Below are 24,403 nucleotides of genomic sequence, written 5' to 3' on the forward strand. Positions count from 1 at the left end.
AAAGAGCAATGTTAGATAAACGGAACAGAGAGTTAAACCGAGATTTATCGTCAAATCAAATGCAAATGATTGCCTTGGGCGGGACGATTGGGGTCGGCTTGTTTATGGGATCATCGGCGACGATTAAATGGACCGGTGTGTCAGTTATTTTTGCCTATGCGTTGGCCGGATTTGTTTTATACCTGGTGATGCGAGCGCTAGGGGAAATGTTATTTGTTGATCCAACAGTCGGGTCATTTGCCAACTATGCAACAAAATATATTCATCCACTAGCCGGTTATTTAACCGTCTGGGCGAATGTCTTTCAGTGGTTGACGGTTGGGGTCTCAGAAACGATTGCCGTCGGCGTCTATCTGAATTACTGGTTCCCAGGTGTGCCAATTTGGGTCACTGGGGTTGTCGTCTTGGTAACGTTGACCTTAGCAAATATGGCCACAGTGAAAGCTTATGGGAATATGGAAACTTGGTTTTCAATGATCAAAGTGGTCACGATTATTTTAATGATCATTTTAGGCTTTATGGTAATCTTGCTGGGCTTCGGGAATAATTGGCATCCCATTGGTTTTTCTAATTTGTGGACGCATGGCCCATTCTTTGCTGGTGGCTTAAAAGGCTTTATGTTTGCCTTGTCAATTGTCATGACCTCTTATCAAGGGATTGAAATTATCGGGATTACGGCTGGGGAAACGCAAGATCCGAAGCACGCGATTGTGTCAGCCATTAAGTCAATTGTGGCGCGTATTTTAATTTTCTACATTGGTGCTATTTTTGTTATCATCACGATTTATCCATGGGATAAGTTAGATCAAGTTGGCTCACCCTTTGTGGAAACGTTCTCACGTGTCGGCATTACTGCTGCTGCGGGTATCATTAACTTTGTGATGCTAACAGCTGCCATGTCTGCTTTGAACTCTGGTATTTTTAGTTCAAGTCGCATGCTTTACACGCTGGCGTTGAACAAGGAATTGTCGCCAAAGTTTTTGAAGCTGTCAAAGCATCGTGTACCAACGTTGCCAGTGTTGGCGATGTCAGGTGGTATTTTGATTGGGATTGTGCTTAATGCGTTATTACCACTCTTTTGGCGCGGCAGCTCTAGTGTCTTCGTGCTCGTTTATTCGGCAAGTACGTTGCCAGGTATGGTGCCATGGTTTGTCATTTTGATTAGCCAGATTAAATTTAAGCGTGACAATCCAAACCTACTGGAAGGACATCCGTTTAAGATGCCTTGGGCACCGTACACCAATTACTTTGCCATTGCGATGCTTGTGCTGACATTGGTTTACATGGTGATTAATCCAGAAACACGGATACCATTACTCATTGGCCTAGCCTTTTTGCTGGTGATGTCGGTCGTTTTCTTCATCACCCATCACAAATCAGCCAAGCAATAATCAGAATATCTTCGGCGGCTGGTCGTGAAAAATGATAAAATAGATAAAGATTGAAATTTGGAGGCTAGGGTTGCTAGGTCATATCGGTCAAAAATTGGCTGGACCAGCAACCAACGATATAGATGACTAAAAAAATCGCAATAGACGCCATGGGTGGCGATTACGCCCCGCTTGAAATTGTCAAAGGGGTTGAGCTGGCACGTGACCGCTACCCTGAACTAGAATTTCTGCTATTTGGCACTGAATCAGCGGTCAAGCCACTGGTTCAAAACTGGGAGCGCTTGACACTGATCCCTACAACAGAAGTGATTGAGATGGGGGATGAACCTGTCAAAGCCATGCGTCGTAAGAAGGACTCATCAATGGTGCAAGCAGCTTTGGCAGTTAAAGATGGCCGGGCCGATGCTTTGTTTAGTGCCGGCAATACTGGTGCGTTGTTGTCCAGTGCCATTTTCTTGGTGGGTCGGATCAAAGGGGTCGATCGACCGGCTTTGGCAACGGCTTTACCGAGTTTTGGTGGGGCACATGATCAATTTGTCTTTATGGATTTAGGCGCCAATGCCGAGAGCAAACCAGCCCATCTTTACCAATATGGTATTTTGGGCAGCTTCTATGCCTCACATGTCCTTGGCATTGCGGATCCAACGGTGCGCTTGTTGAATAATGGCGCGGAAGAAGATAAAGGCGATGAAGTGCATAAAACAGCCCATCTTTTGATGAAAGACACGACAGCCTTTAACTTCTTAGGTAACATTGAAGCCCGTGAATTACTGGCCGGAACTGCTGATGTTGTTGTGGCGGATGGTTTCTCTGGTAACGCCGCTTTGAAAGCAACAGAAGGGACTGCTTTAATGATGCTTAAGCAACTTAAAGCAGCAATTATGGCTGCCGGTGTGCGTGGTAAGTTGGGTGGTGCGCTTTTAAAGCCTGCCTTTAAGACAGTGCAAAAGCAACTCGATTATAATGAAGCCGGTGGCGCAGTTATTTTGGGTGTGAAGGCGCCTGTTGTTAAGACGCACGGTTCAGCGAAGGCACCGGCAGTGGCCAACACAATGGGGCAAATTAAGACCATGTTGGACCACCAATTGGTGCCAGATATTGAAACGTTTATTGCAGCACACAAAGACGAATTACAAGCTGGAAAAGAAGCTTTAAGTACACAAGTTAACGGCTAATAGCGAGCTGTGACGATTTGAAGAGATATTGGAGAATAACACATGGCGATGGAAAAAGAAGCAATCTATAACATGATGGCAGATGAAATTGCAACGCGTTTTAGTATTAAGCGTGAAGCGGTGACGCCAGATTTAAACTTTTTGACGGATGTTAATGCGGATTCAATTGATTTTGTTGAATTGGTGTTAGAAGTCGAAGATATGTTTAACGTCAGCATTTCAGATGAAGATGCTGAAAACTTGGTGACGTTACAACAAACAGTTGACTATATCGTCGCACATCAAAATTAAAAATTAGTCATTTGACAGGCGTGCGACATTAAGCTATACTGATTTTCAAGTTAATCATTTTTAATGTGTTGAGAAGAGTAATGTTGTTGGAGTGTCCAGCGAGCTGTGTTTGGTGAAAACAGCCACTTTGGCAATGTGAAGATGAACTCATGACACACGTTCGTGCAGTGCAAGCTAAGCGATCGGTGGGAACCGTTATCTTCCCTAATCGTGCTGACCAAAAGGCAGCGGATTTTTTGAGGTAGTTAACACTACGAACATGGGTGGTACCACGCAAGCAGCGTCCCTATACGAATCATAGCGTTCGTGTAGCGACGCTTTTTTAATACAATAATGATGACCACAACTAAAACAGCATCTTTGGAGGAAAAAACATGTCAGCAGTTCAATCACCAGCACCACTCATTTCTCAGTTACTTGACACTTGGATTCAAGGTGAGGGGAGCCAAGACTTCCCGATGGCCAACTATGCCAATGCGGCGGCTATTTTATATCAAAACGTTGCCGACATTAACTGGGTTGGGTTCTATCTTTATGATGACACTCAAAATCAATTAGTTGTTGGCCCATTTCTGGGCAAGCCAGCAGTTGCGTTGATTGCACCGGAAGCTGGGGTTGTTGGGCACGCATTTAGTGTCCAAGAAACCGTGGTGGTTGATGATGTGAACACCTTTGCCAATCATATTGTCTGCGATCCTAATTCAAACGCTGAAATTGTGATCCCATTGACAACAGCTGGTGGGCGCCGTCTTGGCGTCTTAGACATTGATTCACCAACGCGTCAGCGTTTCTCGGCACAAGATCGTGCGGACTTAGAACATTTTGTGCAAACGTTATTAGCCTATGTCAAATAGTGCCAATAACGCAACAATATTAAATTAGGGGCAGGGCGCATTATCATGCGCCTTGAGGTTTGTGTGTTTAAGACACATAACCGTACATAAAAGGGTAACAAACATGTGGCAAACACTCATGACGCGTCACGATCAATTCGTGACAGCGCTATGGCAACATATTCAATTAACAGTCGCCGCACTCGTGATTGCGGCACTGATTGCGATACCATTGGCGATTTGGGCTGAAAATCATCGGCGCTACGCAGAATGGTTATTACAACTAACGGGTCTCTTTCAAACCTTGCCGTCACTGGCAGTTTTAGGATTACTGATTCCTGTGGTGGGGATTGGGGCACCTGCGGCATTAATTGCCCTGGTGATTTATGCGTTATTACCAATTTTTCAAAATACTTATCTTGGGTTAACGGAGGTTGATCAAGATGTCCGCGATGGGGGTCGTGCTTTAGGGTTATCTCGCCGACAGGTCTTGCGACGAATCCAATTACCATTGGCACAGCCAAGTATTATGGCTGGTCTACGGACGGCCATTGTATTGATTATTGGGACAGCTACCTTAGCGGCGCTGATTGGTGCTGGTGGCTTAGGTGATTTCATTTTGCTTGGTATTAACCGGAATAATACCGATCTTATTTTAATCGGGGCGTTTGCATCAGCGGCCTTAGCGTTAGTTGGTAGTTTTGGCGTTCGGTGGCTTGCCAAGTTGCAGCAAACTTGGCGCCGTGTGGTGTTGGTTGGTTTGAGTGTGCTCTTTATTGGTGGTAGTGTCGCGCCGTTATTACCGCAAAGACAAGCCCCCCAGACGATTACCATTGCGGGTAAACTGGGATCCGAACCAGAAATTCTAATTCACATGTATGCGGCATTGATTAAACAAGCGCAACCAGAGACGCGGGTGATTTTAAAACCAAATTTTGGGGTGACCACCTTTCTGTATGAAGCGTTGACTAGCAAAAAGATTGATCTTTATCCAGAATTTACCGGAACGATCACCGCAACGCTGGCCAAACCGCCAGTGACCTTACCAGTAGGTGCTGATGCCAAAACGACTTATTTAGCTGCTAAAAAGGTTGCGCAAGCACAACAGCTGACGATAACGCAACCCATGCAATTCAACGATACGTATGGGATTGCCGTACCGCAAGATTTGGCCAAGCAATATCATTTAACAACAATTGGGGATTTGCAGCACCTCCCGCACGCCAAGGCAGGGATGACGGCAGAATTCTTAGATCGACCTGATGGCATGCTGGCAATTGAGCAGACGTATGGGTTGAATTTACCCAAGGTGAGTTTGGACCCAGCACTGCGTTATCAAGCTGTGCGTGAACAGCAAGTATCAGTGGTCGATGCTTACACGACTGATTCACAATTAAAGCAATATCATTTGAAGGTGTTGGCTGATGATCGGCATGTTTTCCCAGTTTATCAAGGAGTTGGTCTGATGCGCTCAGATTTTGCCAAAACGCACCCAGAAATTGTGCGTGCGGTGAATCAATTGGCAGGTCACATCACCAATGAAGAGATGCAAACGATGAATTATGCGGTCAATGTCAACCATCAATCGGCAGAGCAAGTCGCCATTAATTATTTGAAAGCACACAAATTACTGAAATGATGACACCAGCAGAATTACAACAGCGCGTGATGTTGCTCTCGCAACAAGCATTTGGTCGACCGTTTCAACATCAAGCCACCTTTAATGCCCGTTTAAAAACGACTGGTGGGCGTTATTTTACGCATAGTCACCATCTCGAGTTTAATCCGAAAATGGCAGCGCTACCTGAATTTGATGGGATTATTAAACATGAATTAGTGCATTATCATTTGCATCTGCAACATCAAGGTTACCGGCATCGTGATCGTGACTTTAAGCAGTTACTGGCAGCAGTCGGTGGCGCGCGCTATGCCCCTAAATTAGCGGTGACAACAGCGCCCAAGCCAAAACGCCTGTGGCGTTATCAGTGTTGCAATGGTCATGTGCTAACCAGACAGCGACGCATTCAAGTCGACAAGTACCGCTGTGGCCAATGTCATGGGACGTTACGGTTGCTTGGGGAAGTTCCCAATTCTTAGTGGCAACATTCAGGTATAATAAAGACATCAGTAACGAGAAAGCGAGTGACATATGATACAACTTATTCTATCGGATCTTGATGAAACTTTACTCAACGATGACGGGACAATCCATCCAGAAAATATCGTAGCTATTCAGGCTTTTACCCAAAATGGCGGTTATTTTGTACCCAATACTGGCCGATCATACAAGTCTGTTTATGGGACATTAGCACAACTTGGCCTTAACAAAACAACGCAATACGTTGTGTCCTATAATGGTGGGGCTATTGTGGCGATTGCCCCAGATGGTCAGGAAGAAATTGTTGTTGAACACGACATGTCGTTGACATTAGCCCAAAAAATATTTGATTTGGGCCAAGTAAACGATGTCGTCGACACGCACGTTTATACGCGCGATAACTTGTACATTTACAATATCTCAGCCACCGATCAACGTTACATGACAGAGCGACAAGTGCCTTATACTGAAATCACGACAACCGATTTGAGCTTTATGGCCAACGAAGGCCCTGTTATGAAGGTTATTTTTGAACATCCCGATCCTGCTGTCCAACAGGCAATCGCTGATGCGGTGACCGCCGTTGTTGGCGATGAGATGTTGGTCACCTTTAGTTCAAACCGATACGTTGAGTTTAACCCGAAGGGCGTTGATAAAGGGGTAACAGGCTTAGAGCTAGCCGATATTTTAGGCATTGCCCGTGACGATACAGCGGCGATTGGTGATAATTTGAATGATGCAGCACAAATTAAAGCCGCCGGTGTTGGTGTTGCCGTTGCCAATGCTAAACCGGAAATTAAGGCCTTAGCTGATGTTGTGTTAACGACAACCAATAACGAAGCGGCAGTTGCCGATTTTATTCAGCACTATGCCCAAAAATCATAAATTAGCGCTGTTGCTTGCACGATTCTTACTTGGCGGACTAGCGATTATATTATTTTTGACGCTATTTCTGGTGAGTGATTGGCAGCATTGGTCATTAGCCTTAACGTTAGGTCTGACGGTTGTTTTGTTTGTCCTCGTCAACGTGGGTTATATTTGGTTATTTTGGCTGGCTCGGCGACAACAGTTATTACATGAAGAAAAGGATGATGAATAATTTTGCTTGATTTATCCCAAAATCCAAACCCTAAATCATTAGGTCGACGCCTGTTTAATTTTATCGGGCTGGCTTTTTTGTTGGTCTTAACGCCAAGTTTGTTAGTGGCCGCCAATTCGCAGCAATCCGTTGGTCAACAACTCCTGTATGTGAGCTTGATGTTAGTGAGCTATAGCGTGTTAGGCTACCTGGCGTATCGATTGTTGAAAAAGACGACGCGCCAACCAGTTTTTCACCAACCAAATATCCGTGATTGGCGTCATCTGTGGTATATTGTCGGCATGTTTTTTGTCATGGTTGGCCTAGAATATGGGATTAATATGATTCGAATGGCTATCACTGGCAGTGTTGATACTGAAAATCAAGTGGCTATTGAAGCGCTCGTGTCACAGGTCAACATTACCATGGTTGGGATGTTGATTTATGCGGTATTTTTAGCGCCCGTCGTTGAAGAAATTGTCTTTCGTGGGTTAGTGGTTAATTATTTTTTCTGTCACAGTTGGTGGTGGGCCAGCATTATTTTGTCTGGTTTGTTATTTGCCTTCCCACACATGGGTGATATTCCAACGAACTTGCCCGACTTATTGAGTTATGCCTTGTACATGAGTATGGGGATGGTTTTAGCTTATGTGTACAAAAAGACTGGTAATATTCAAGATAGCATTGCTATCCATTTCTTGAATAATGCGTTGTCCATGTTACCGCTTATCTTACAAGTTTTCCGGTAATGCAACACTGAAAAAGACCCTAACGGCTGTGTTAGGGTCTTTTGTTTTAGAATTGTTGTAATGTTTTTGGCGTGTGTGTGAAAGGGACGAACCCATCGGGACTCATATAGCCAGAATCTTCAATTCGGACACCAGCAACATCAGGGATATAAATGCCTGGCTCAATCGAGAAGACCATCCCTTCTTGTAGTACCAAATCGCTGCCAGCCATGATTGAAGGGTATTCATGGACAGAAGCCCCAAGACCGTGGCCGAGGCGGTGGACAAAATAATCACCGTAACCGGCCTTTGTAATAATATCACGGGCAATGGCATCTAGTTCACCAGCGGTTATGCCAATTTTGGCCTGAGATTGCGCAGCCAATTGGGCTTCAAGGGTGACGTCGTAGATAGCTTTAGCTTGGTCGCTGATGGGGCCAAAAGCAACTGTACGCGTTGCGTCAGAGGCGTAACCCTCAGTCATAGTGCCTAAGTCAAATAGCGCCATTTCGCCAGCATGTAACTGGCGTGATGATGTCGCCCCATGGGGATCAGCGGCATGTGCGCCAAACTGGACCAACGTGTCAAAGCTCATACCTGGCACACCAGAAAGCTTGAGTTCATATTCCAATTTGGCAGCAACGCCTAATTCGGTAACGCCTTCAGCGAGGGCAGCAAAACCAATCTCAAAAGCGCGATCAGCATCACGGCCGGCCGCTAACATGTGTTGAATTTCATCAGGTGTTTTAATCAAACGTAACCGATTAATTTCAGCCGTAATGTCCTTTTGTAACGTGACATTTGGTAAAGCAGTTTGTAAGGCGTTGTAGCGGGTGACAGTTAGATTATCCGCTTCAATGGCAAAGGCGGTACCGTGAGATTGCGCACGGATATGTTGTGCCAACTTGGCCCAAGGATTTTCTTGGTCATCATAACCGTAGGCTGGGTAAGTCCAGCCACTGGCTTTCATGCTATTGACTTCAAGGGCTGGTCCGAATAGAAACGGCTCGTGGTCAGCGAAAATAACCAAAGCGAGGACACGTTCCATGGGGTCAGATTCAAACCCCGAAAGATAGGCCACACTATGGAAATTCGTTAAGATGGCACCATCTAATTGTTGGTCCGTGAGCCATTGTGTTAGTGTCGTGAGTTTTTGATTAGTCATTTATCGCTCCTTTGTTAAAATGTATTATTTCCATTTTAACACTTTCACAAAAAAGTGTCTTTTCTTGTAACAAACAGAAACAATGATGAAAACTTGACGATATAGCCTTGTAAGCGTTTGCAATCTGATTGATTTTTGCTATAATAAAAAGAGGTATATGAAGATGTAAACGGTTTCTTAAAGATAAATGTAAAAGAAGGTTAACTATGCAGAAAAAAAGTTCAGCAACAATTTATGATGTGGCGAATCGTGTCGGGGTGTCGCTAGCGACTGTGTCACGGGTGGTCAATGGCAATAGCAATGTCCGCGATTCTACAAAACGTAAGGTACTTGATGCCATTGAAGAGCTTGGCTATCATCCGAATGCTGTTGCCCGTGGGTTAGCTTCAAAGAAAACAACAACAATTGGCGTGGTCATGCCAGATGTCACTGATATGTACTATGCCGAATTGGCACGTGGGATTGATGACGTGGCGAATATGTATCACTATGATGTCTTGTTGACCAATACGGATGAAGATCCAGTTCGGGAAACAATGGCTGTGAACAATTTGTCTAGCAAACAATTCGATGGCATTATTTTCATGGGTAATGAGTTAGATCGCGAAGTCTTGAATACAATTGCTGCCGATGCGCCCGTGGTGTTAGCGGGTTCAGTAGACAGCGAAGGCAAGTTGCCAAGTGTCAATATCAACTATGTCAACGCCATTCAAGAGGCAACAGAGACGGTCATTAATCATGGCCATCGTCGTGTGGCGTTAGTGACAGGGCCAATGTCACATGCCATTAATCGCTTGCATCGATTAGTTGGTTATCAAGCAGGTTTAGAGGCTGCTGGTATCGAATTTGATGAAGGTTTGCTCTTTACGGCACATCAAGATTATGCGGCAGGGATGCAAATTGCTGAAAAAGTATTGCAAGCAGGGGCAAATGCTGTCATTGCTTATGATGATGAAGTGGCCTTGGGCATTATGAATTATGTGCAAGAACACGGCCAACGCGTGCCAGAAGACTTTGAAATTATCACGTCTAACGATACCAAGTTTGCCATTGTGACACGGCCAGAATTAACGTCAATTGGGCAACCAAAGTATGACATTGGGGCGGTGGCGATGCGCATGTTGACGAAGTTGATGAATAATGAAATTATTGACGATACACAGGTACAATTACCCCATACATTAGAACGTCGCGGGACAACCCTTGATTGATTTCTCATTTTAAAGAAATATAATAGTAACAATTGACATTTAAACGTTAAAAAAGTAAACTAGTGAGAGTAGTTTGCTTTTTATTTTGCCATTAGTGCTTGAAGGGGTTCGTTCCAAATGAGAAAAAGACGTTACATCACAGGATTTGACGGCCTGCGTGCCATTGCCGTTATTGGTGTTATTGCCTTTCATCTTTTACCAACTCATATCGTTGGGGGTTGGTTGGGCGTACCGCTTTTTTTTGTGTTATCAGGTTATTTGATTACAGATCTGTTAATCCAAGAATATGATCGTCATGACAAAATTGCACCGTGGCAATTTTATGCGCGCCGGCTTAAGCGTCTTTACCCAGCACTAGTGGTCTTATTATTAATTACGGTGACGATTATTTTCTTATTTGATCGGCAACTGATTTATAATTTACGCTATGTTGTGCTGACTAATTTGTTGTACGTTTATAATTTTTGGGCCATTGGCCATGGCGAATCTTATTTCCAACAATTTGGCGGTGCTTCACCCTTTACCCATCTGTGGTCATTGTCGATTGAAGGTCAGTTTTATCTCATTTGGCCGTTTGTTTTATGGGGGATTTTAAAACTACGTCTAAAACGCCAATATGTAGCGCTTGGGTTGTTGGGACTGTCAGTTATCAGCGCGGTGTTAATGGCGGTGTTGTATGATCCTAGTAACATTAACCGGAGTTACTATGGTGCTGATACGCGTCTCTTTGCTATCTTACTTGGGTCAGCGTTAGCTTTTATTTGGCCCGCAACACATCTCAATCCGGCAGTGCACCCTGAAGTTAAAAAGGGGTTAGACATTGTCGGTGGTGTGGCATTAGCTATAACGATGATTGGCTTTTTATGGTTAAATGGCCAAATCCCAGCGACGTATTATGGTTTGATGTACTTGATGACTACCATTATGGCTATTCTTATTGCCGTAGTGGCACATCCGTCATCGTGGCTCAGTCAGGGATTAGATAATCCGATGATGTCGTATCTGGGGACACGGAGTTATAGTATTTATCTCTATCAGTTACCCGTCTTTATCTTTTATGAAAAGTTCATACCAAATTATCGACCAACCTTCTGGCATCTCTTTTTAGAAGTGATTATTGTGCTGGCTGTGAGTGAGTTGAGTTATCGGTTTGTCGAAACGACTTTCCGACGACAGGACTACTTTAAGCGCCAAATCGCACATTTGTCTGAATCACGTAATCGCTTCTTTATTGTCTTGGCGGCCACAAGTGCGGTCATCGTGTTGATTGGTTATGGTTTGTTGTTACCACAAGCTGGTCAATCCCGACCAGAAACGGCCTTGGAAAAGAAATTACGCCAAAACCAAGCAGCGGTTGAAAAACGCAACGCGTTGGCCAAGAAAAATAGTGACACCAGTGCGGCTAAAAAAGGGCAGTCGACGCACTTGTCACCAGAACAGCAAGCCCTTGTTAAAAATTATGGCTTACAGCCAGCCCAGTATCTCGCTTTCCAAGCCATGCCATTTCAAGCTTTTGGTGATTCGGTCATGTTAGATGCTGCGCCTTATCTACAAGAAGTTAATCCGCATATGGTGGTGGATGCGGCAGTCGGTCGACAACCTTATCAAACGCCAAAAATCATGGCGCAGGTCGCAGCCGCACAACCATTAGCAGATAATCTGCTCATTGGCTTAGGGACAAATGGGACGATTAAGAAGCAAGACTTAGATCAAATTATGGCAATTGCCGGTAAAAAGCGTCAGGTCTATTGGATGAATAACTTTGTGCAGTCTCGTCCTTGGCAGGATAGTAACAATCAATTGTTACAAACCGCGCAGAAAACGTATAAGAATTTGCACGTGGTTGATTGGTACGCAGTGGCCAAGCAACATGGTGACTGGTTTGCCGATGATGGGGTACATCAAGGACCGTTAGGCGATCGCCAGTATGTCCGGTTGCTCGTTGAAACGGTGGGTCGCGTGTCAGGTGTTAAGTAAACTACCGTTAGGTAGTTTTTTTATTTATTTGGGGGTTTAGCAATAAAAAACAAGCCGTAACCCTTTACAGTCGATTTTTATTCGCTTAAAATATAAGACAGTATAATTTGGAGGAAGTGTGTCGCGTGACACATCAATATAATAAAATGAGTCGTTTATATCAGCACGGAACATTGGCAATGCTTATGGGCAAACAAATGCAAGGCACGATTACAGTTGCTGAATTGCGACAACATGGCGATACCGGCATTGGCACTTTGACAGGCTTAGATGGCGAAGTCATTTTGTTAGATGGCGAAGTCTATCAAGCGCAAAGTGATGGACAAGTTAACCACATTACGAACCCAGATACGTTGATGCCGTTTGCTTCGGTACATTTTGATACACCGACGCAACAATTACCGTTTTCACAAGTTGATTTTTCAACGTTAAGTGCAAAACTAAAAGCAGAACAGTTACAAAATGTGTTTGCGGCAGTAAAGTTTCACGGTGAATTTTCTCGTGTGCATGTACGCATTGCGCCTAAACAAGTCCCACCATACCCAAGTTTGTTGGCCGTTGCGGAAAACCAACCGGAATTTGAACGTGAAAACGTGACAGGTACGGTTGTGGGTTATTTTGCGCCGCAAATTTTTAATGGCCCAACAGCCGCTGGTTGGCACGTGCATTTCTTGTCGGATGATTTGCAATTTGCCGGTCACATTTTAGATTTTTCAGCAAGCCAAATCTCAGGGACGCTGCAAGTATTTGATGAGTTTTTACAACATCTACCAATTCATGATCCGGCATACCGCGAGATGACGCTTGATTTTGATGGCTTACTGGCCGGAATTGAAGCGAGTGAAGGAGGGCAACAATAATGGCAAATAAACCTTTAGTGATTGGCATTACAGGTGGTTCTGGTTCAGGTAAAACCACAGTTAGTCGGGAATTAGTCCGACGGTTAACGGCTGATGGATCAGTCGCAATTTTGCTACAACAAGATTCTTATTATAAGGATCAGTCAGACAAGCCCATGTCAGAACGGGTGTTGACGAACTATGACCACCCAGATTCATTTGAAACGGATCTTTTTGTTTCTGATTTGCGGCGTTTATTGCGCAATGAACCCATTGATAAGCCAATCTATGACTATGCCAACCATACGCGTTCTAAACAAGTGGAACGGGTTGAACCAGCTAATGTTGTGATTGTTGATGGTGTTTTATTGTTTAATGATGAGCGTGTCCGTGATCTTTTGGATATGAAAATATTTGTTGATACCGATGACGATATTCGCTTCCTACGCCGGCTTGAACGCGATATTGAAGAACGTGGCCGTACGGTTCGTGGGGTGATTGAGCAATATTTGGCAACCGTGAAGCCAATGTATCATCAGTTCGTGGAACCCACAAAACGTTATGCCAACATTATTGTACCTGAAGGTGGCGAAAACCTTGTCGCTATTGATATGTTAACCAACCAAGCAAAAGCCATGTTGAAAAAAGATTAAAAAAAACAACCAAACGGTCATACCGTTTGGTTGTTTTTTAGTTAATGGGCGCGTGTTTCTTCGATGACGCTACGCATGTTATCGACCACGTTTTGGGTATTTTGTGAAAAATAGGACCCCACCAGGGTAAAGAGCGTATCAATCAAAGTGATTTGGGCAATGAGCGAACTCATCGACTCACTACGGAAATTGATTTCTTCGGCCAACGACAACAGGACTAAATCCGCAATTTTTGCCAGCGCTGAGTCCGCAAAAGACGTAATGGCAATGACTTTCACGCCATTTTGTTTTAACTTTTGGGCAACAAGTAATGTATCCTTGTTGCGACCAGAATGAGAAATCACCACGGCCGCATCGTCATGGTCTAACTTAACAGCCTGCATGAGTTGAATGTCATAATCTGGGTGCGCAATGACATCGAGAGGTGTTCTTAAGAACTTGTGATACGCATTAAAGGCGACAATGGAGGAACCGCCAATGCCAAAAAAGCCAACACGCCGTGCTGCGATCAGATAACCACTAGCAGTTTCCAAATCAGCAGCGGTTAAATGATTTAACGTGGCATGTAAAGCATTGGTAGCACCCGCAAAAACTTTTTGTGAAATCGCCATGGTATCGTCGTCATCGGTAATTTCACCGAAAAAGTCAACGGGCGTTGCGGTTGAGGCAGCGCTAGCAATTGCCACAGAGAATTCACGAAATGAGTCAAAGCCAATTTTTTTCGCAAAGCGTGAAATTGTTGCTGTGGACACCCCAGAGCCGTTAGACAGTTCTTGAATGGTTGCTTCTTGCGCACGTTTTGTGTCAGCTAAAATATAATTAATTAATTTGTTTTCAGTCGCATTGTACTGATTTTTTTGTGCGCGCAGTTGCGCGATAATATTGCGAGCCATGGGGCATCTTCCTACTGATAGTGCGCAGTGCGCAAAGTCACGTCATTTTTATAAATTAACTATACAAGAAACGAAAACTTTTTACAATCATTTGCTTGCAATGTGTAAAATATTTTCATATAATAAGAGTGTAGTAAAAATACAAAAAACATAAGAGGTATGTAAACCATGAAGTTTGCGATGATCGGCCTTGGTAAGATGGGCTTGAACTTGGTAAAGAACTCCGTTGATAACGGCCATGAAGTTGTTGCGTTCGATTTGAACCCTGAATTTGTTCGCGAAGCAACTGAATACTCACCAGCTGTTGAAGGCGCAACTGACATTGACGACATGTTGTCAAAGTTGCCTTCACCAAAGATTGTTTGGGTAATGGTACCAGCTGGTGCCCCAACAAACTCAACAATCGACACATTGATTGAAAAGATGGACAAGGGCGACATCATCATCGATGGTGGTAACTCTAACTACAAGGACAACTTGGAACAAAACAAGCGTACAACTGCTGCTGGTATCAAGTTCTTCGATGCCGGAACTTCTGGTGGTATGAACGGTGCCCGTAACGGTGGTAACTTCATGATCGGTGGCGATGACGCCGAAGCTTGGAAGACAATCGAACCATTGTTCAACTCACTTGCTGAAGAAGATGGTTACTTGTACACAGGTCGTTTGGGTTCAGGTCACTACTTGAAGATGGTCCACAATGGTATCGAATATGGTATGATGCAAGCCATCGCCGAAGGTTTCGATGTTTTGGAAGCGTCACAATTCGACTACGACTACGAAGCAGTTGCTAAGTTGTGGAACCACGGCTCAGTTATCCGCTCATGGTTGATGGAATTGGCTGAAGAACAATTCGCTAAGGATCCTAAGTTGGATGCAATCACTGGTCGTATGCACTCATCTGGTGAAGGTAAGTGGACTGTTGAAGAATCATTGGATCTTGAAGTACCAGCACCTGTTATCTACTTGTCACTTGCTATGCGTTACCGTTCATTGCAAGATGACACATTTACAGGTAAGGTTGTTTCAGCTTTGCGTAACGGCTTCGGTGGTCACGCAATGGATTCAGCAAAGTAATTAACTTTTAACCTGCTCAATCTTTTTGAACAGAAAGCTCCCGCTAGGGAGCTTTTTCTGTATCTGCACAAGTTGTTGAACGATTATCATTGATATATGAGGGAAAACTATGGATTATATGATTGGCGTCGATTTGGGCACAACATCAACAAAAGCGGTGTTGTTTGATGATCGCAATCAAGTTGTTGCCAGTGCTAATAAAGGCTACAAACTGTATCGCGATGCGCCTGATATGGCTGAAGAAGATTTGGATGAAATTTTTGAGGCCTTGATTGATGCCTTAAGTGAAGTGGTTCGCGCAGCAAAGTTACAAGGTGACGATAAAATTGCTGCTGTATCGTTCTCATCAGCGATGCATTCGCTGATTGCCTTCGATCAAGATTGGCAACCGTTAACACGGGTTATCACTTGGGCAGATACGCGGGCGGTCAAATACACGGAAGAGTTGAAGGCGACCGGCTTAGGACAAGAGATTTATAGTCAGACGGGGACACCCATTCACCCAATGGCACCCTTGTCGAAATTGCTGTGGTTGAGAGCAGAACACGCTGACATCTTTAACCAAGCAGCCCATTATATGGGGATTAAAGAGTATTTGTTCCACCGACTTTTTGGGACTAACAAAATGGATATTTCGTTAGCTTCTGGGACTGGCTTGTTTAATATCTTTAAGTTAGATTGGGATGAACAAGCGTTGGCGGTGACAGGGATTACGAAAGCGCAACTGCCAACACCAGTTGAACCTTATGAATATGAAACGACCATGGCGCCTGAATATGCTGCGGTAATTGGGATTCCGGCTGATACACCGTTTGTTTATGGGGCTGGAGATGGGCCATTATCAAATCTTGGTGTCAATGCGGTGAAGCCTGGCGTTGCCGCGATTACCATTGGCACATCTGGTGCCATTCGGGTGGTATCAGATCAACCAGTGATTGATCCAAAAGGGCGTACCTTTACGTATGCCTTAGACAAGGATCATTGGGTTGTTGGTGGGCCAGTAAACAATGGTGGAGATGTCTTCCGTTGGGCGCGTGACAATATGTTTGATGCAGAAAAATCAACGGCCGCATTATTAGGTTTCGACGCCTATGATTTTATGACACAAATTGCCGCCCGTGTGCCAGCGGGCTCTGACGGGTTAATTTTCCATCCGTATTTAGGTGGCGAACGCGCGCCGATTTGGGATGCTAATGCTCGAGGGTCATTCTTTGGTTTAAATCATGGGCATACACGGGCGCATATGTTGCGTTCAGTTCTTGAAGGCATTACCTTTAACGTTTATATGGTGAGTTTGGCTTTGGAAGAAGTTGTGGGTGATTTAAAGGCCATTCAAGCAACTGGTGGCTTTGCTCGTTCACCATTATGGCGACAAATGTTTGCTGATATCTTTGAACAACCGGTCACGGTACCAGAAGCGTTTGAATCTGGTTCATTGGCAGCCGTGATTGTGGCACAAAAAGCCTTAGGTTTGATTGATGATTTATATGACATTGAACAATATGTCGGCACAGCTAATACGTACCAACCAATGCCAGAAAACTTTGAAGCTTATCGTGAATTAGCGCCAATTTTCATCCGTTTATCACGGCAATTGCAAACGGAATATGACAGTATTGCAACTTACCAGCGAAAACATACAAAATCATAATTTGTGGTATTATCGGCGTAATGAGCAGGGTTTTATCAACCCTAGTGACCATATCATTGAAAACAGAATATATCATTCTGTTTTTTCATTGACACTAATATTAGAAAATGTTAATATTATTTGGTAACTTTGTAACCTTTGGAGGGATAGATTCATGTCGGATTCAAAACCGAAGACTGGCTGGCTGCATAAAGCAAGCCCCGCAAGTTTTTCACATAGCGATGCACATTTGCACAAAACACTAGGTGTCAAAGACATGTTAGCGTTGGGTGTGGGGACAATTGTGTCAACTGCTATTTTCACATTACCAGGGATTGTTGCGGCGGATCATGCCGGACCTGCTGTCGCCATTTCATTTGTGATTGCTGCCATTGTGTCAGGACTTGCAGCCTTTGCGTATGCTGAATTTGCGTCCGCATTACCATTTGCTGGTTCAGCTTATTCATGGGCGAACGTTGTCTTTGGTGAAGTGTTTGGCTGGATTGCTGGTTGGGCCTTGCTGGCTGAGTACTTTATTGCCGTGGCGTTTGTCGCCTCTGGTTGGTCAGCTAACTTTAAGCTGTTCCTAGCATCACACAATCGCGTCTTGCCACCAGCATTAGCCGGTTCTTTTGCTGCCGGTAATGGGGGTGTGATTGATATTTCGGCTTTGTTTGCTGTGTTAATCGTCACCGTGTTACTGTGGCGCGGCACAAATTCTACCGCACGTGTGGAAAATATCTTAGTGGTTGGAAAAGTTTTGGTCATTTTGATTTTCATTGGCGTTGGTTTGACGGCTATCCATCCAGGTAACTATACGCCATTTATTCCAGAACATAAGCCAGGCACAACGTTTGGTGGTTGGCAAGGAATTGTTGCCGGTGCCTCACAAATCTTCTTGGCTTATATTGGGTTTGATTCGATTGCGGCCAACTCTGCGGAAGCCAAGGATCCTAAGCGCACAATGCCACGTGGTATCATTGGGTCACTGGTGGTGGCCACGGTATTGTTTGTGACGGTTGCTTTGGTATTGGTCGGTATGTTCCATTACTCAAAGTATGAAAACAACGCAGCACCTGCGGCTTGGGCTTTGCTTCAATCAGGTCACGGCTTTACGTCTAACTTGTTGTCTGTTGTGGCTTTGGTTGGGATGTTTACTGCCATTATTGGCATGATGTTGGCCGGTTCACGTTTGTTGTACGCCTTTGGTCGTGATGGCTTATTGCCAAGCTTCCTTGGGGATGTGAATGGTAAGGGTCTGCCAAACAATGCGTTGTTGGCTTTGTCAATTATCGCTATCTTAGTCGGTTCAGTCTTTAGCTTTACAGAACTTGCTGGCTTGATCTCAGCTGGGACGTTGATTGCCTTTATTATTGTGTCATTTGGGATCTATGCTTTGCGACCACGTGAAGGAAAAGATATCCAAGAACCAGGCTTCAAGATGCCATTTTACCCAGTTTTGCCAGCTTTGGCAGCCTTGGGTTCAGGCTTCATTTTCTTTAATTTGGACAACCAAGCGAAACTCTATGCCTTTGGTTGGTTTGTGATCGGTTTGATTATCTATGCGGTCTATGGGGCGCGTCATAGTAATTTGTCAAAATAAGTTGTTTTACCTTCAATCCCTGGTTAACCAGGGCTTTTATTGTCAGAAAAAAAGGGTGGACCATGTCAAACAATCAAGAAATTTTAGCTGCGGAACAACAACATTTGGCAGCGGTATCACGGGTAAATTATTTTGACCTGGTCATTGATCATGGGCAGGGCGCGATTGTGACGGATGCGGATGGTCGAGATTACATTGACTTGTTGGCCAGTGCGAGTGCCACCAATGTCGGTCATGCCCATCCCAAAGTTGTGGTCGCGATTACACAACAGGCCCAAAAGCTAATTCAGTACACACCAGCGTATTTTGCTAATACGACTACGGCACAACTGGTGCAACGCTTGACAGCGCTTACGCCAGGGACATTTGAAAAACAAGCCTTGTTTGGCAATTCGGGTTCCGATGCCAATGATGCCATGATCAAATTAGCGCGCGCCTACACGGGCCGATCCTATATTGTGAGTTTTACAGGTGCCTATCATGGGTCGACTTACGGCGCCATGTCTATTTCGGGGGTTAGTCTGAATATGACACGGAAAATGGGCCCACTCTTGCCAGACGTTGTGAAAGTCCCTTATCCTGATCCGTCACAACGATTAGCTGGTGAAACGGATGCGCAATTCTCGCAGCGTTTATTTCAAGCGTTTAAGTTACCGTTTGAGACATATTTGCCAGCCGATGAAGTGGCTATGGTCATTATTGAACCGATTCAAGGCGATGGTGGCATCATCAAAGCACCACAAGCATATATGGAGTTGGTGTATCAATTCACGCGGGAACATGGGATTGTTTTTGCGGTGGATGAAGTCAATCAGGGCCTAGGGCGCACCGGAAAAATGTGGTCGATTGATCACTTTGGGATTGCGCCGGATTTGTTAAGTATGGGTAAATCACTGGCCAGTGGCTTGCCGTTAAGTGCCGTTGTTGGTCGTCGGGAGATTATGGCCAGTCTCGCGGCACCAGCAAATGTTTATACGACGGCTGGCAATCCGGTCACTGCTGCAGCTGCCTTGGCGACACTTGATGTATTAGACGCAGAAAATCTGGTTGCGCGTTCCGCAGAATTGGGGGCTATCGCCCGTGAATTTTTCGAGCAGGCTGCACAAAAGTATCCGTTTATTGGCGATGTACGGCTATATGGGTTAAATGGTGGGATTGAGATTGTGACCGCTGATGGGCAGGCTGACGTTGCGGGCACCACTAAGATTATCTATCGTTTATTTCAATTAGGCGTGATTATGATTAGTTTGCGTGGTAATGTGCTACGCTTTCAGCCACCGCTTGTCATCACGCGGGCACAATTACAAACCGCTTTTGATAAATTAACGCAAACGTTTGAGGCGTTCATGGCCGATGAACTCGACTTACCAGAAACTGATCATCATATTGGGTGGTAATGTGCTATAATAACTAAAGAAATCTGGATATACAAAATTTGCGCGATGCCAGTCAGAAATGTGTTGGTTAATGCAAAACACACATCACAAATTTTGCGCTCCCAGATCGTATTGTAACCGAAAGGTTACCGCACCTCAGCGTTATGAGTTTATGAAGGTAAAGATTGAAGATCATTACAAAATGCGGTGGTACCACGGTGAAGCGTCCGCACTTTGTTCTGGTCTTTTTATATTTCAAATCAAGGAGAATTACCAATGAAAGAATTGACGTCAGCAGAAGTCCGTCAGATGTTTTTGGATTTCTTTGCATCAAAAGGGCATGAAGTTGTCCCTTCAAAAAATTTGATTCCACAAGATGATCCGACTTTGTTGTGGATCAATTCGGGTGTGGCCACATTAAAAAAGTATTTTGATGGGACTGTCGTACCAGAAAATCCCCGTATTACGAATGCGCAAAAGGCCATTCGGACCAACGATATTGAAAATGTTGGCAAGACAGCTCGCCACCACACATTATTTGAAATGATGGGGAACTTTTCAATTGGCGATTATTTCAAGGAAGAAGTGATTCCTTGGGCTTGGGAATTGTTGACGAGCCCGGAATGGTATGGTTTGGATAAAGAACGTTTGTATGTGACTGTTTATCCAAAAGACCAAGAAGCCAAGAAGATTTGGGAAGAAAAAACGGACTTGCCAGCTGGTCATATTTACGAAGTTGAAGACAACTTCTGGGATATTGGTGAAGGGCCTTCAGGACCTGATTCAGAAATCTTTTTCGATCGTGGCCCAGCCTTTCAAGATTTACCAGATGATGATCCAGAAATGTATCCAGGTGGTGAAAATGAACGTTACTTGGAAATTTGGAACATCGTCTTCTCACAATTTAACCATTTGCCTGGTATGACGGATAATTCACAGTATCCAGAATTACCACACAAGAACATTGATACGGGAATGGGGCTCGAACGTGTCGTTTCAGTGTTCCAAAATGGCCGGACAAACTTTGACACAGATCTATTCTTACCAATTATTCGTGCAACAGAAGCTTTGTCACCAAACTTTAAGTATGATGGGACAAAAGATTCTGATAGTAACACCAGTTTTAAAGTGATTGCTGACCATATCCGGGCCATTACGTTTGCCATTAGCGATGGGGCGATGCCTTCAAACGAAGGCCGTGGTTATGTCATTCGGCGCTTGCTCCGTCGGGCGGTTTTGCATGGTCAAAAGTTAGGCATTCAAGGCGAATTTTTGACGCAACTCGTGCCAATTGTTGGGGAAATTATGCAAAGCTATTATCCAGAAGTGCTGGAAAACGCGGCACGTATCCAAAAGACGGTTGCAGCTGAAGAAAAGCGCTTCAATGCAACGTTGACTGGTGGTTTGGCTTTGTTGGACGATGTGATTGCAGCGGCAAAGGCCGACGGAAAAACACAAATTTCTGGTGCAGATGCCTTTAAGTTGTCAGATACGTATGGCTTCCCACTTGAATTGACGCAAGAACAAGCTGCCGAAGCTGGCTTAACTGTTGACGTGGACGGCTTTAATGAAGCCTTACAAGCACAACGTGCCCGTGCGCGTGCAGCGCGTTCAAATGACAAGTCAATGGGCGTCCAAAATGCTGTGTTGACCGATTTGAAAGTTGCTTCTGAATATGTTGGTTGGTCAGAAACAGCGGTTGATTCAGCTGAAGTTGTGGCCATTATTGGTCAAGATGCCGATGGCATTGATGCTTTGCTTGATCAAGCAGTCGCTGGTGAACAACGCCAATTAGTCTTTGATAAAACACCGTTCTACGCTGAAATGGGTGGACAAGTTGCTGACTTTGGGACAGTTTTGAACAAGCAAGGTGACGTTGTGGCGGAAGTGATTGATGTCCAAAAGGCACCAAACGGCCAACATGTGCATACTGTTAATGTGCTGGCTGACATTACGCTTGGGGAAAACGTTGTTTTGCGGGTAGATATGGCACGCCATGTTGCGGTATCAAAGAACCATACGGCGACCCACATGTTAGATCAAGCCTTGCGGAATGTGCTTGGTGGCGATGTCCACCAAGCAGGATCATTGGTTGAACCTGACTATTTGCGTTTTGATTTCACCAACGAAGGACCAGTATCTGCCGCCGATCTTGATCAGATTGAAGCGATGGTGAATACGGAAATCGCTAAAAATGAACCGATTTCATGGCTGGAAACAGATATTGAAACAGCGCAACAAATGGGGGCTGTCGCAGTCTTTGGCGAAAAGTATGGCGATGTTGTCCGGGTCGTTTCAATTGGTGACTTTAACAAGGAATTTGATGGTGGTACCCATGCGCAGTCAACGGCCGAACTTGGCTTGTTCAAGATTGTCTCAGAATCTGGCATTGGGGCTGGTGTACGCCGTATTGAAGCCGTTACTGGCTTAGACGCACTTGCACTATATAAGGCAGAAGAAAACGCCTTGAAAGCAGTTGCCGCCCAAGTGAAAGCACAAAAAATTACGGATGCGCCTGACAAGGTAGCCGATTTGCAAGCCGAATTAAAGGCAACACAACGGACATTAGAATCAGTTGAAGCGAAATTGGCGAATGCAGCCGCTGATGAAGTCTTTAACGACGTTCAAACAAGCAACGGCCACACTTACATTGTGGCGCAATTGCCAGTTTCTGGCATGGATGGCTTACGTCAAGTTGCTGATAATTGGAAAGCAAATTACCCATCAGAAGTGTTAGTGCTAGCAGCTGACATTGATGGTAAAGTCAACCTCATTGTTGCGGCTTCACCAGAAGCCAATGCAGCTGGTATTAAAGCAGGTGATTTGATTAAAGCCGTTGCCCCACGCGTTGGTGGCGGTGGCGGTGGTCGCCCAGACATGGCGCAAGCTGGTGGTAAGAATCCAGCTGGTATTCCCGATGCCTTTGCGGCAGTCGCTGACTTTTTGGCACAAAACTAACATCACTTATTTAGAATCTTATGGTTCTGTGATATATTTGTCATATTTATAAGGTAAAATAGATTTAGGACAATTAGTCACGCTAGACTGAGTCGTCAGCGTGAGCAACTAAAGAAAGGAGCGTGTGCGATGACAGTAGGAGATGAAACAGCAATTTTCGACTTTGGCAATCAACAGCCCAAGGCGATTCATGAAACGCTAGAGATTGTTTACCAAGCTTTGGAAGAAAAAGGATATAACCCAATTAACCAAATTGTCGGTTATTTGATGTCTGACGATCCCGCTTATATTCCGCGTTTGAATGATGCACGTAATTTGATCAAGCGTCACGAACGTGACGAGATCATTGAAGAACTTGTGCACGCCTATTTGAATAAATAATGCGTATATTAGGATTAGATGTCGGTAGTCGAACAGTTGGTGTTGCGGTGAGTGATCCCATGGGTTGGACAGCCCAAGGGGTTGAAATCATTCGCATCAACGAAGATGAGGCAGAATTTGGCCTCGAACGATTGGGTGAAATTATCAAGGCCAAGCAAGTTAAAGGGGTTGTCTTAGGTTTACCTAAAAACATGAATAATTCCGAAGGCCCACGTGCTGAAGCAGCCCGGCGTTATGCCAAAATGGTTGAAGAAACATTTGGTTTGCCAACTGATTTTCAAGATGAACGCTTAACAACGGTACAAGCTGAACGCATGTTGATTGAAGAAGCAGATATTTCACGTAAAAAGCGCAAGCAGGTCATTGACAAAATTGCGGCAGAATTTATTCTGCAAAACTATTTAGATGCTAATGGTAAATTAGCCAAGTAAAGACGCGAAACAACGTTTCTAGGCGAAACGTTGTTTTTACGTTATAATAGAGATACAAAAATTGAAGGGAGTGCGTGGGAGAAATGGTGCTGACAACCGATAACGTTGTTAGCGCACGATACGCGCAAAGCATTTATTATGGCAAACCAAGAAGATATTCAAAAGATCACACTTGTCGACGAAAACGGCGACGAAGCATTATACGAAGTCTTATTCACTTTCCATTCTGAAGAATATGGCAAGGACTACATCTTGCTTGTACCAGAAGGCGTGGAAGATGATGAAGAAGTGGACATCCAAGCTTACATCTTCAACCCAGATGAAAATGGTGATGCAACTGAAGAAGATTTGATTCAAATCGAAGATGATAAAGAATGGGATATGGTTGAAGAAGTCCTCAATACTTTCTTAGAAGACGATTCAAATTTTGAATAAGCATGAAGAAACGCGATGGCGTTTTTTTTGTTACAAAAGTTTAACAATTTGATGGCTTATCGAGTGATAAACTATTATATAGAAGGGTGAGCAAGCAGCTTGATCGCTCAAATATTAGACGATATAACTGCTTTAAGTACGCATTAGTGTTGGCGAGACGAGTTATATTTTGGAGGAACA

23 protein-coding genes are annotated in these 24,403 nt (G+C 44.4%); 21 read left to right on the forward strand and 2 right to left on the reverse strand.

Annotated elements, in window-relative coordinates; translation table 11 throughout:
• Window positions 1–8: 8 nt before the first annotated feature.
• The 9 genes from IE039_RS03495 to IE039_RS03535 all read left to right on the forward strand — a co-directional run bounded on the left by IE039_RS03495 (window position 9) and on the right by IE039_RS03535 (window position 7,615).
• A complete protein-coding gene (locus IE039_RS03495; RefSeq protein ID WP_146976399.1) occupies window positions 9–1,391 on the forward strand; it encodes an amino acid permease in 1,383 nt (460 codons plus the stop codon).
• 122 nt (window positions 1,392–1,513) lie between these two features.
• The gene (gene plsX, locus IE039_RS03500; protein WP_029509050.1) at window positions 1,514–2,566 is read left to right on the forward strand and encodes a phosphate acyltransferase PlsX; all 1,053 of its coding nucleotides are present in this window, start codon (window positions 1,514–1,516) and stop codon (window positions 2,564–2,566) included.
• 42 nt (window positions 2,567–2,608) lie between these two features.
• Complete coding sequence (locus tag IE039_RS03505) at window positions 2,609–2,857, forward strand: acyl carrier protein (protein ID WP_019040020.1); 249 nt, start codon at window positions 2,609–2,611, stop codon at window positions 2,855–2,857.
• A gap of 374 nt (window positions 2,858–3,231) precedes the next feature.
• Window positions 3,232–3,711: a free L-methionine (R)-S-oxide reductase MsrC gene (gene msrC / locus IE039_RS03510; protein WP_010005255.1), complete on the forward strand. Its 480-nt coding sequence runs from the start codon at window positions 3,232–3,234 to the stop codon at window positions 3,709–3,711.
• Between the two features lie 103 nt (window positions 3,712–3,814).
• On the forward strand, window positions 3,815–5,329 hold the full coding sequence (locus IE039_RS03515) for an ABC transporter permease/substrate-binding protein (RefSeq protein ID WP_048700128.1): 1,515 nt from the start codon (window positions 3,815–3,817) through the stop codon (window positions 5,327–5,329).
• Complete coding sequence (locus IE039_RS03520; RefSeq protein WP_189428748.1) at window positions 5,329–5,787, forward strand: SprT family protein; 459 nt, start codon at window positions 5,329–5,331, stop codon at window positions 5,785–5,787. Before IE039_RS03515 ends, IE039_RS03520 begins: the two co-directional genes overlap by 1 nt.
• Before the next feature lie 52 nt (window positions 5,788–5,839).
• Window positions 5,840–6,673, forward strand: a complete 834-nt coding sequence (locus IE039_RS03525; protein ID WP_010006235.1) for a Cof-type HAD-IIB family hydrolase — start codon at window positions 5,840–5,842, stop codon at window positions 6,671–6,673.
• Window positions 6,657–6,887, forward strand: coding sequence for a hypothetical protein (locus tag IE039_RS03530; RefSeq protein ID WP_029509055.1), 231 nt, complete (start codon window positions 6,657–6,659; stop codon window positions 6,885–6,887). Before IE039_RS03525 ends, IE039_RS03530 begins: the two co-directional genes overlap by 17 nt.
• A 2-nt stretch (window positions 6,888–6,889) precedes the next feature.
• Window positions 6,890–7,615 carry a CPBP family intramembrane glutamic endopeptidase gene (locus tag IE039_RS03535; RefSeq protein ID WP_010006365.1) on the forward strand — a complete coding sequence of 242 codons (726 nt, stop codon included), beginning with the start codon at window positions 6,890–6,892 and terminating at the stop codon, window positions 7,613–7,615.
• Window positions 7,616–7,661: 46 nt separating this feature from the next.
• Here IE039_RS03535 and IE039_RS03540 read toward each other — a convergent pair whose 3' ends face one another.
• Complete coding sequence (locus IE039_RS03540) at window positions 7,662–8,759, reverse strand: M24 family metallopeptidase (RefSeq protein WP_010006364.1); 1,098 nt, start codon at window positions 8,757–8,759, stop codon at window positions 7,662–7,664.
• Window positions 8,760–8,965: 206 nt separating this feature from the next.
• Between IE039_RS03540 and IE039_RS03545 the strand changes: the two genes are divergently transcribed.
• From IE039_RS03545 to udk, 4 genes are all read left to right on the forward strand, one after another.
• On the forward strand, window positions 8,966–9,970 hold the full coding sequence (locus tag IE039_RS03545) for a substrate-binding domain-containing protein (protein ID WP_010006363.1): 1,005 nt from the start codon (window positions 8,966–8,968) through the stop codon (window positions 9,968–9,970).
• A gap of 117 nt (window positions 9,971–10,087) precedes the next feature.
• Window positions 10,088–11,947 (forward strand): acyltransferase family protein, encoded by a 1,860-nt coding sequence (locus IE039_RS03550; RefSeq protein WP_189428736.1) that lies wholly within the window; start codon window positions 10,088–10,090, stop codon window positions 11,945–11,947.
• Between the two features lie 146 nt (window positions 11,948–12,093).
• Complete coding sequence (gene budA, locus IE039_RS03555; RefSeq protein WP_068850501.1) at window positions 12,094–12,807, forward strand: acetolactate decarboxylase; 714 nt, start codon at window positions 12,094–12,096, stop codon at window positions 12,805–12,807.
• On the forward strand, window positions 12,807–13,439 hold the full coding sequence (gene udk, locus IE039_RS03560) for a uridine kinase (RefSeq protein WP_010002051.1): 633 nt from the start codon (window positions 12,807–12,809) through the stop codon (window positions 13,437–13,439). Before budA ends, udk begins: the two co-directional genes overlap by 1 nt.
• Window positions 13,440–13,480: 41 nt before the next feature.
• On the opposite strand, the gene IE039_RS03565 is transcribed toward udk, so the two are convergent.
• On the reverse strand, window positions 13,481–14,332 hold the full coding sequence (locus IE039_RS03565) for a MurR/RpiR family transcriptional regulator (protein ID WP_048700114.1): 852 nt from the start codon (window positions 14,330–14,332) through the stop codon (window positions 13,481–13,483).
• Between the two features lie 168 nt (window positions 14,333–14,500).
• On the opposite strand from IE039_RS03565, the gene gnd reads away from it, so the two are divergent.
• The 8 genes from gnd (at window position 14,501) to IE039_RS03605 (ending at window position 24,223) form a co-directional block, all read left to right on the forward strand.
• A complete protein-coding gene (gnd, locus tag IE039_RS03570) occupies window positions 14,501–15,409 on the forward strand; it encodes a phosphogluconate dehydrogenase (NAD(+)-dependent, decarboxylating) (RefSeq protein WP_010003126.1) in 909 nt (302 codons plus the stop codon).
• Window positions 15,410–15,518: 109 nt separating this feature from the next.
• A complete protein-coding gene (gene gntK / locus IE039_RS03575) occupies window positions 15,519–17,060 on the forward strand; it encodes a gluconokinase (protein WP_010003127.1) in 1,542 nt (513 codons plus the stop codon).
• Window positions 17,061–17,214: 154 nt separating this feature from the next.
• The gene (locus IE039_RS03580; protein ID WP_189428737.1) at window positions 17,215–18,642 is read left to right on the forward strand and encodes an APC family permease; all 1,428 of its coding nucleotides are present in this window, start codon (window positions 17,215–17,217) and stop codon (window positions 18,640–18,642) included.
• Between the two features lie 62 nt (window positions 18,643–18,704).
• Window positions 18,705–20,039 (forward strand): aspartate aminotransferase family protein, encoded by a 1,335-nt coding sequence (locus tag IE039_RS03585; protein WP_189428738.1) that lies wholly within the window; start codon window positions 18,705–18,707, stop codon window positions 20,037–20,039.
• Between the two features lie 255 nt (window positions 20,040–20,294).
• Window positions 20,295–22,976, forward strand: coding sequence for an alanine--tRNA ligase (alaS, locus tag IE039_RS03590; RefSeq protein WP_189428739.1), 2,682 nt, complete (start codon window positions 20,295–20,297; stop codon window positions 22,974–22,976).
• A 129-nt stretch (window positions 22,977–23,105) separates the two neighbouring features.
• Window positions 23,106–23,357, forward strand: a complete 252-nt coding sequence (locus IE039_RS03595) for an IreB family regulatory phosphoprotein (protein WP_010006042.1) — start codon at window positions 23,106–23,108, stop codon at window positions 23,355–23,357.
• A complete protein-coding gene (gene ruvX, locus IE039_RS03600) occupies window positions 23,357–23,788 on the forward strand; it encodes a Holliday junction resolvase RuvX (RefSeq protein ID WP_010002042.1) in 432 nt (143 codons plus the stop codon). Before IE039_RS03595 ends, ruvX begins: the two co-directional genes overlap by 1 nt.
• 138 nt (window positions 23,789–23,926) lie before the next feature.
• Window positions 23,927–24,223, forward strand: coding sequence for a DUF1292 domain-containing protein (locus IE039_RS03605; protein ID WP_029509018.1), 297 nt, complete (start codon window positions 23,927–23,929; stop codon window positions 24,221–24,223).
• Window positions 24,224–24,403 lie beyond the last annotated feature (180 nt).

Source organism: Leuconostoc lactis KCTC 3528 = DSM 20202 (genome assembly GCF_014651235.1).
In the GTDB taxonomy this organism is placed as follows: domain Bacteria; phylum Bacillota; class Bacilli; order Lactobacillales; family Lactobacillaceae; genus Leuconostoc; species Leuconostoc lactis.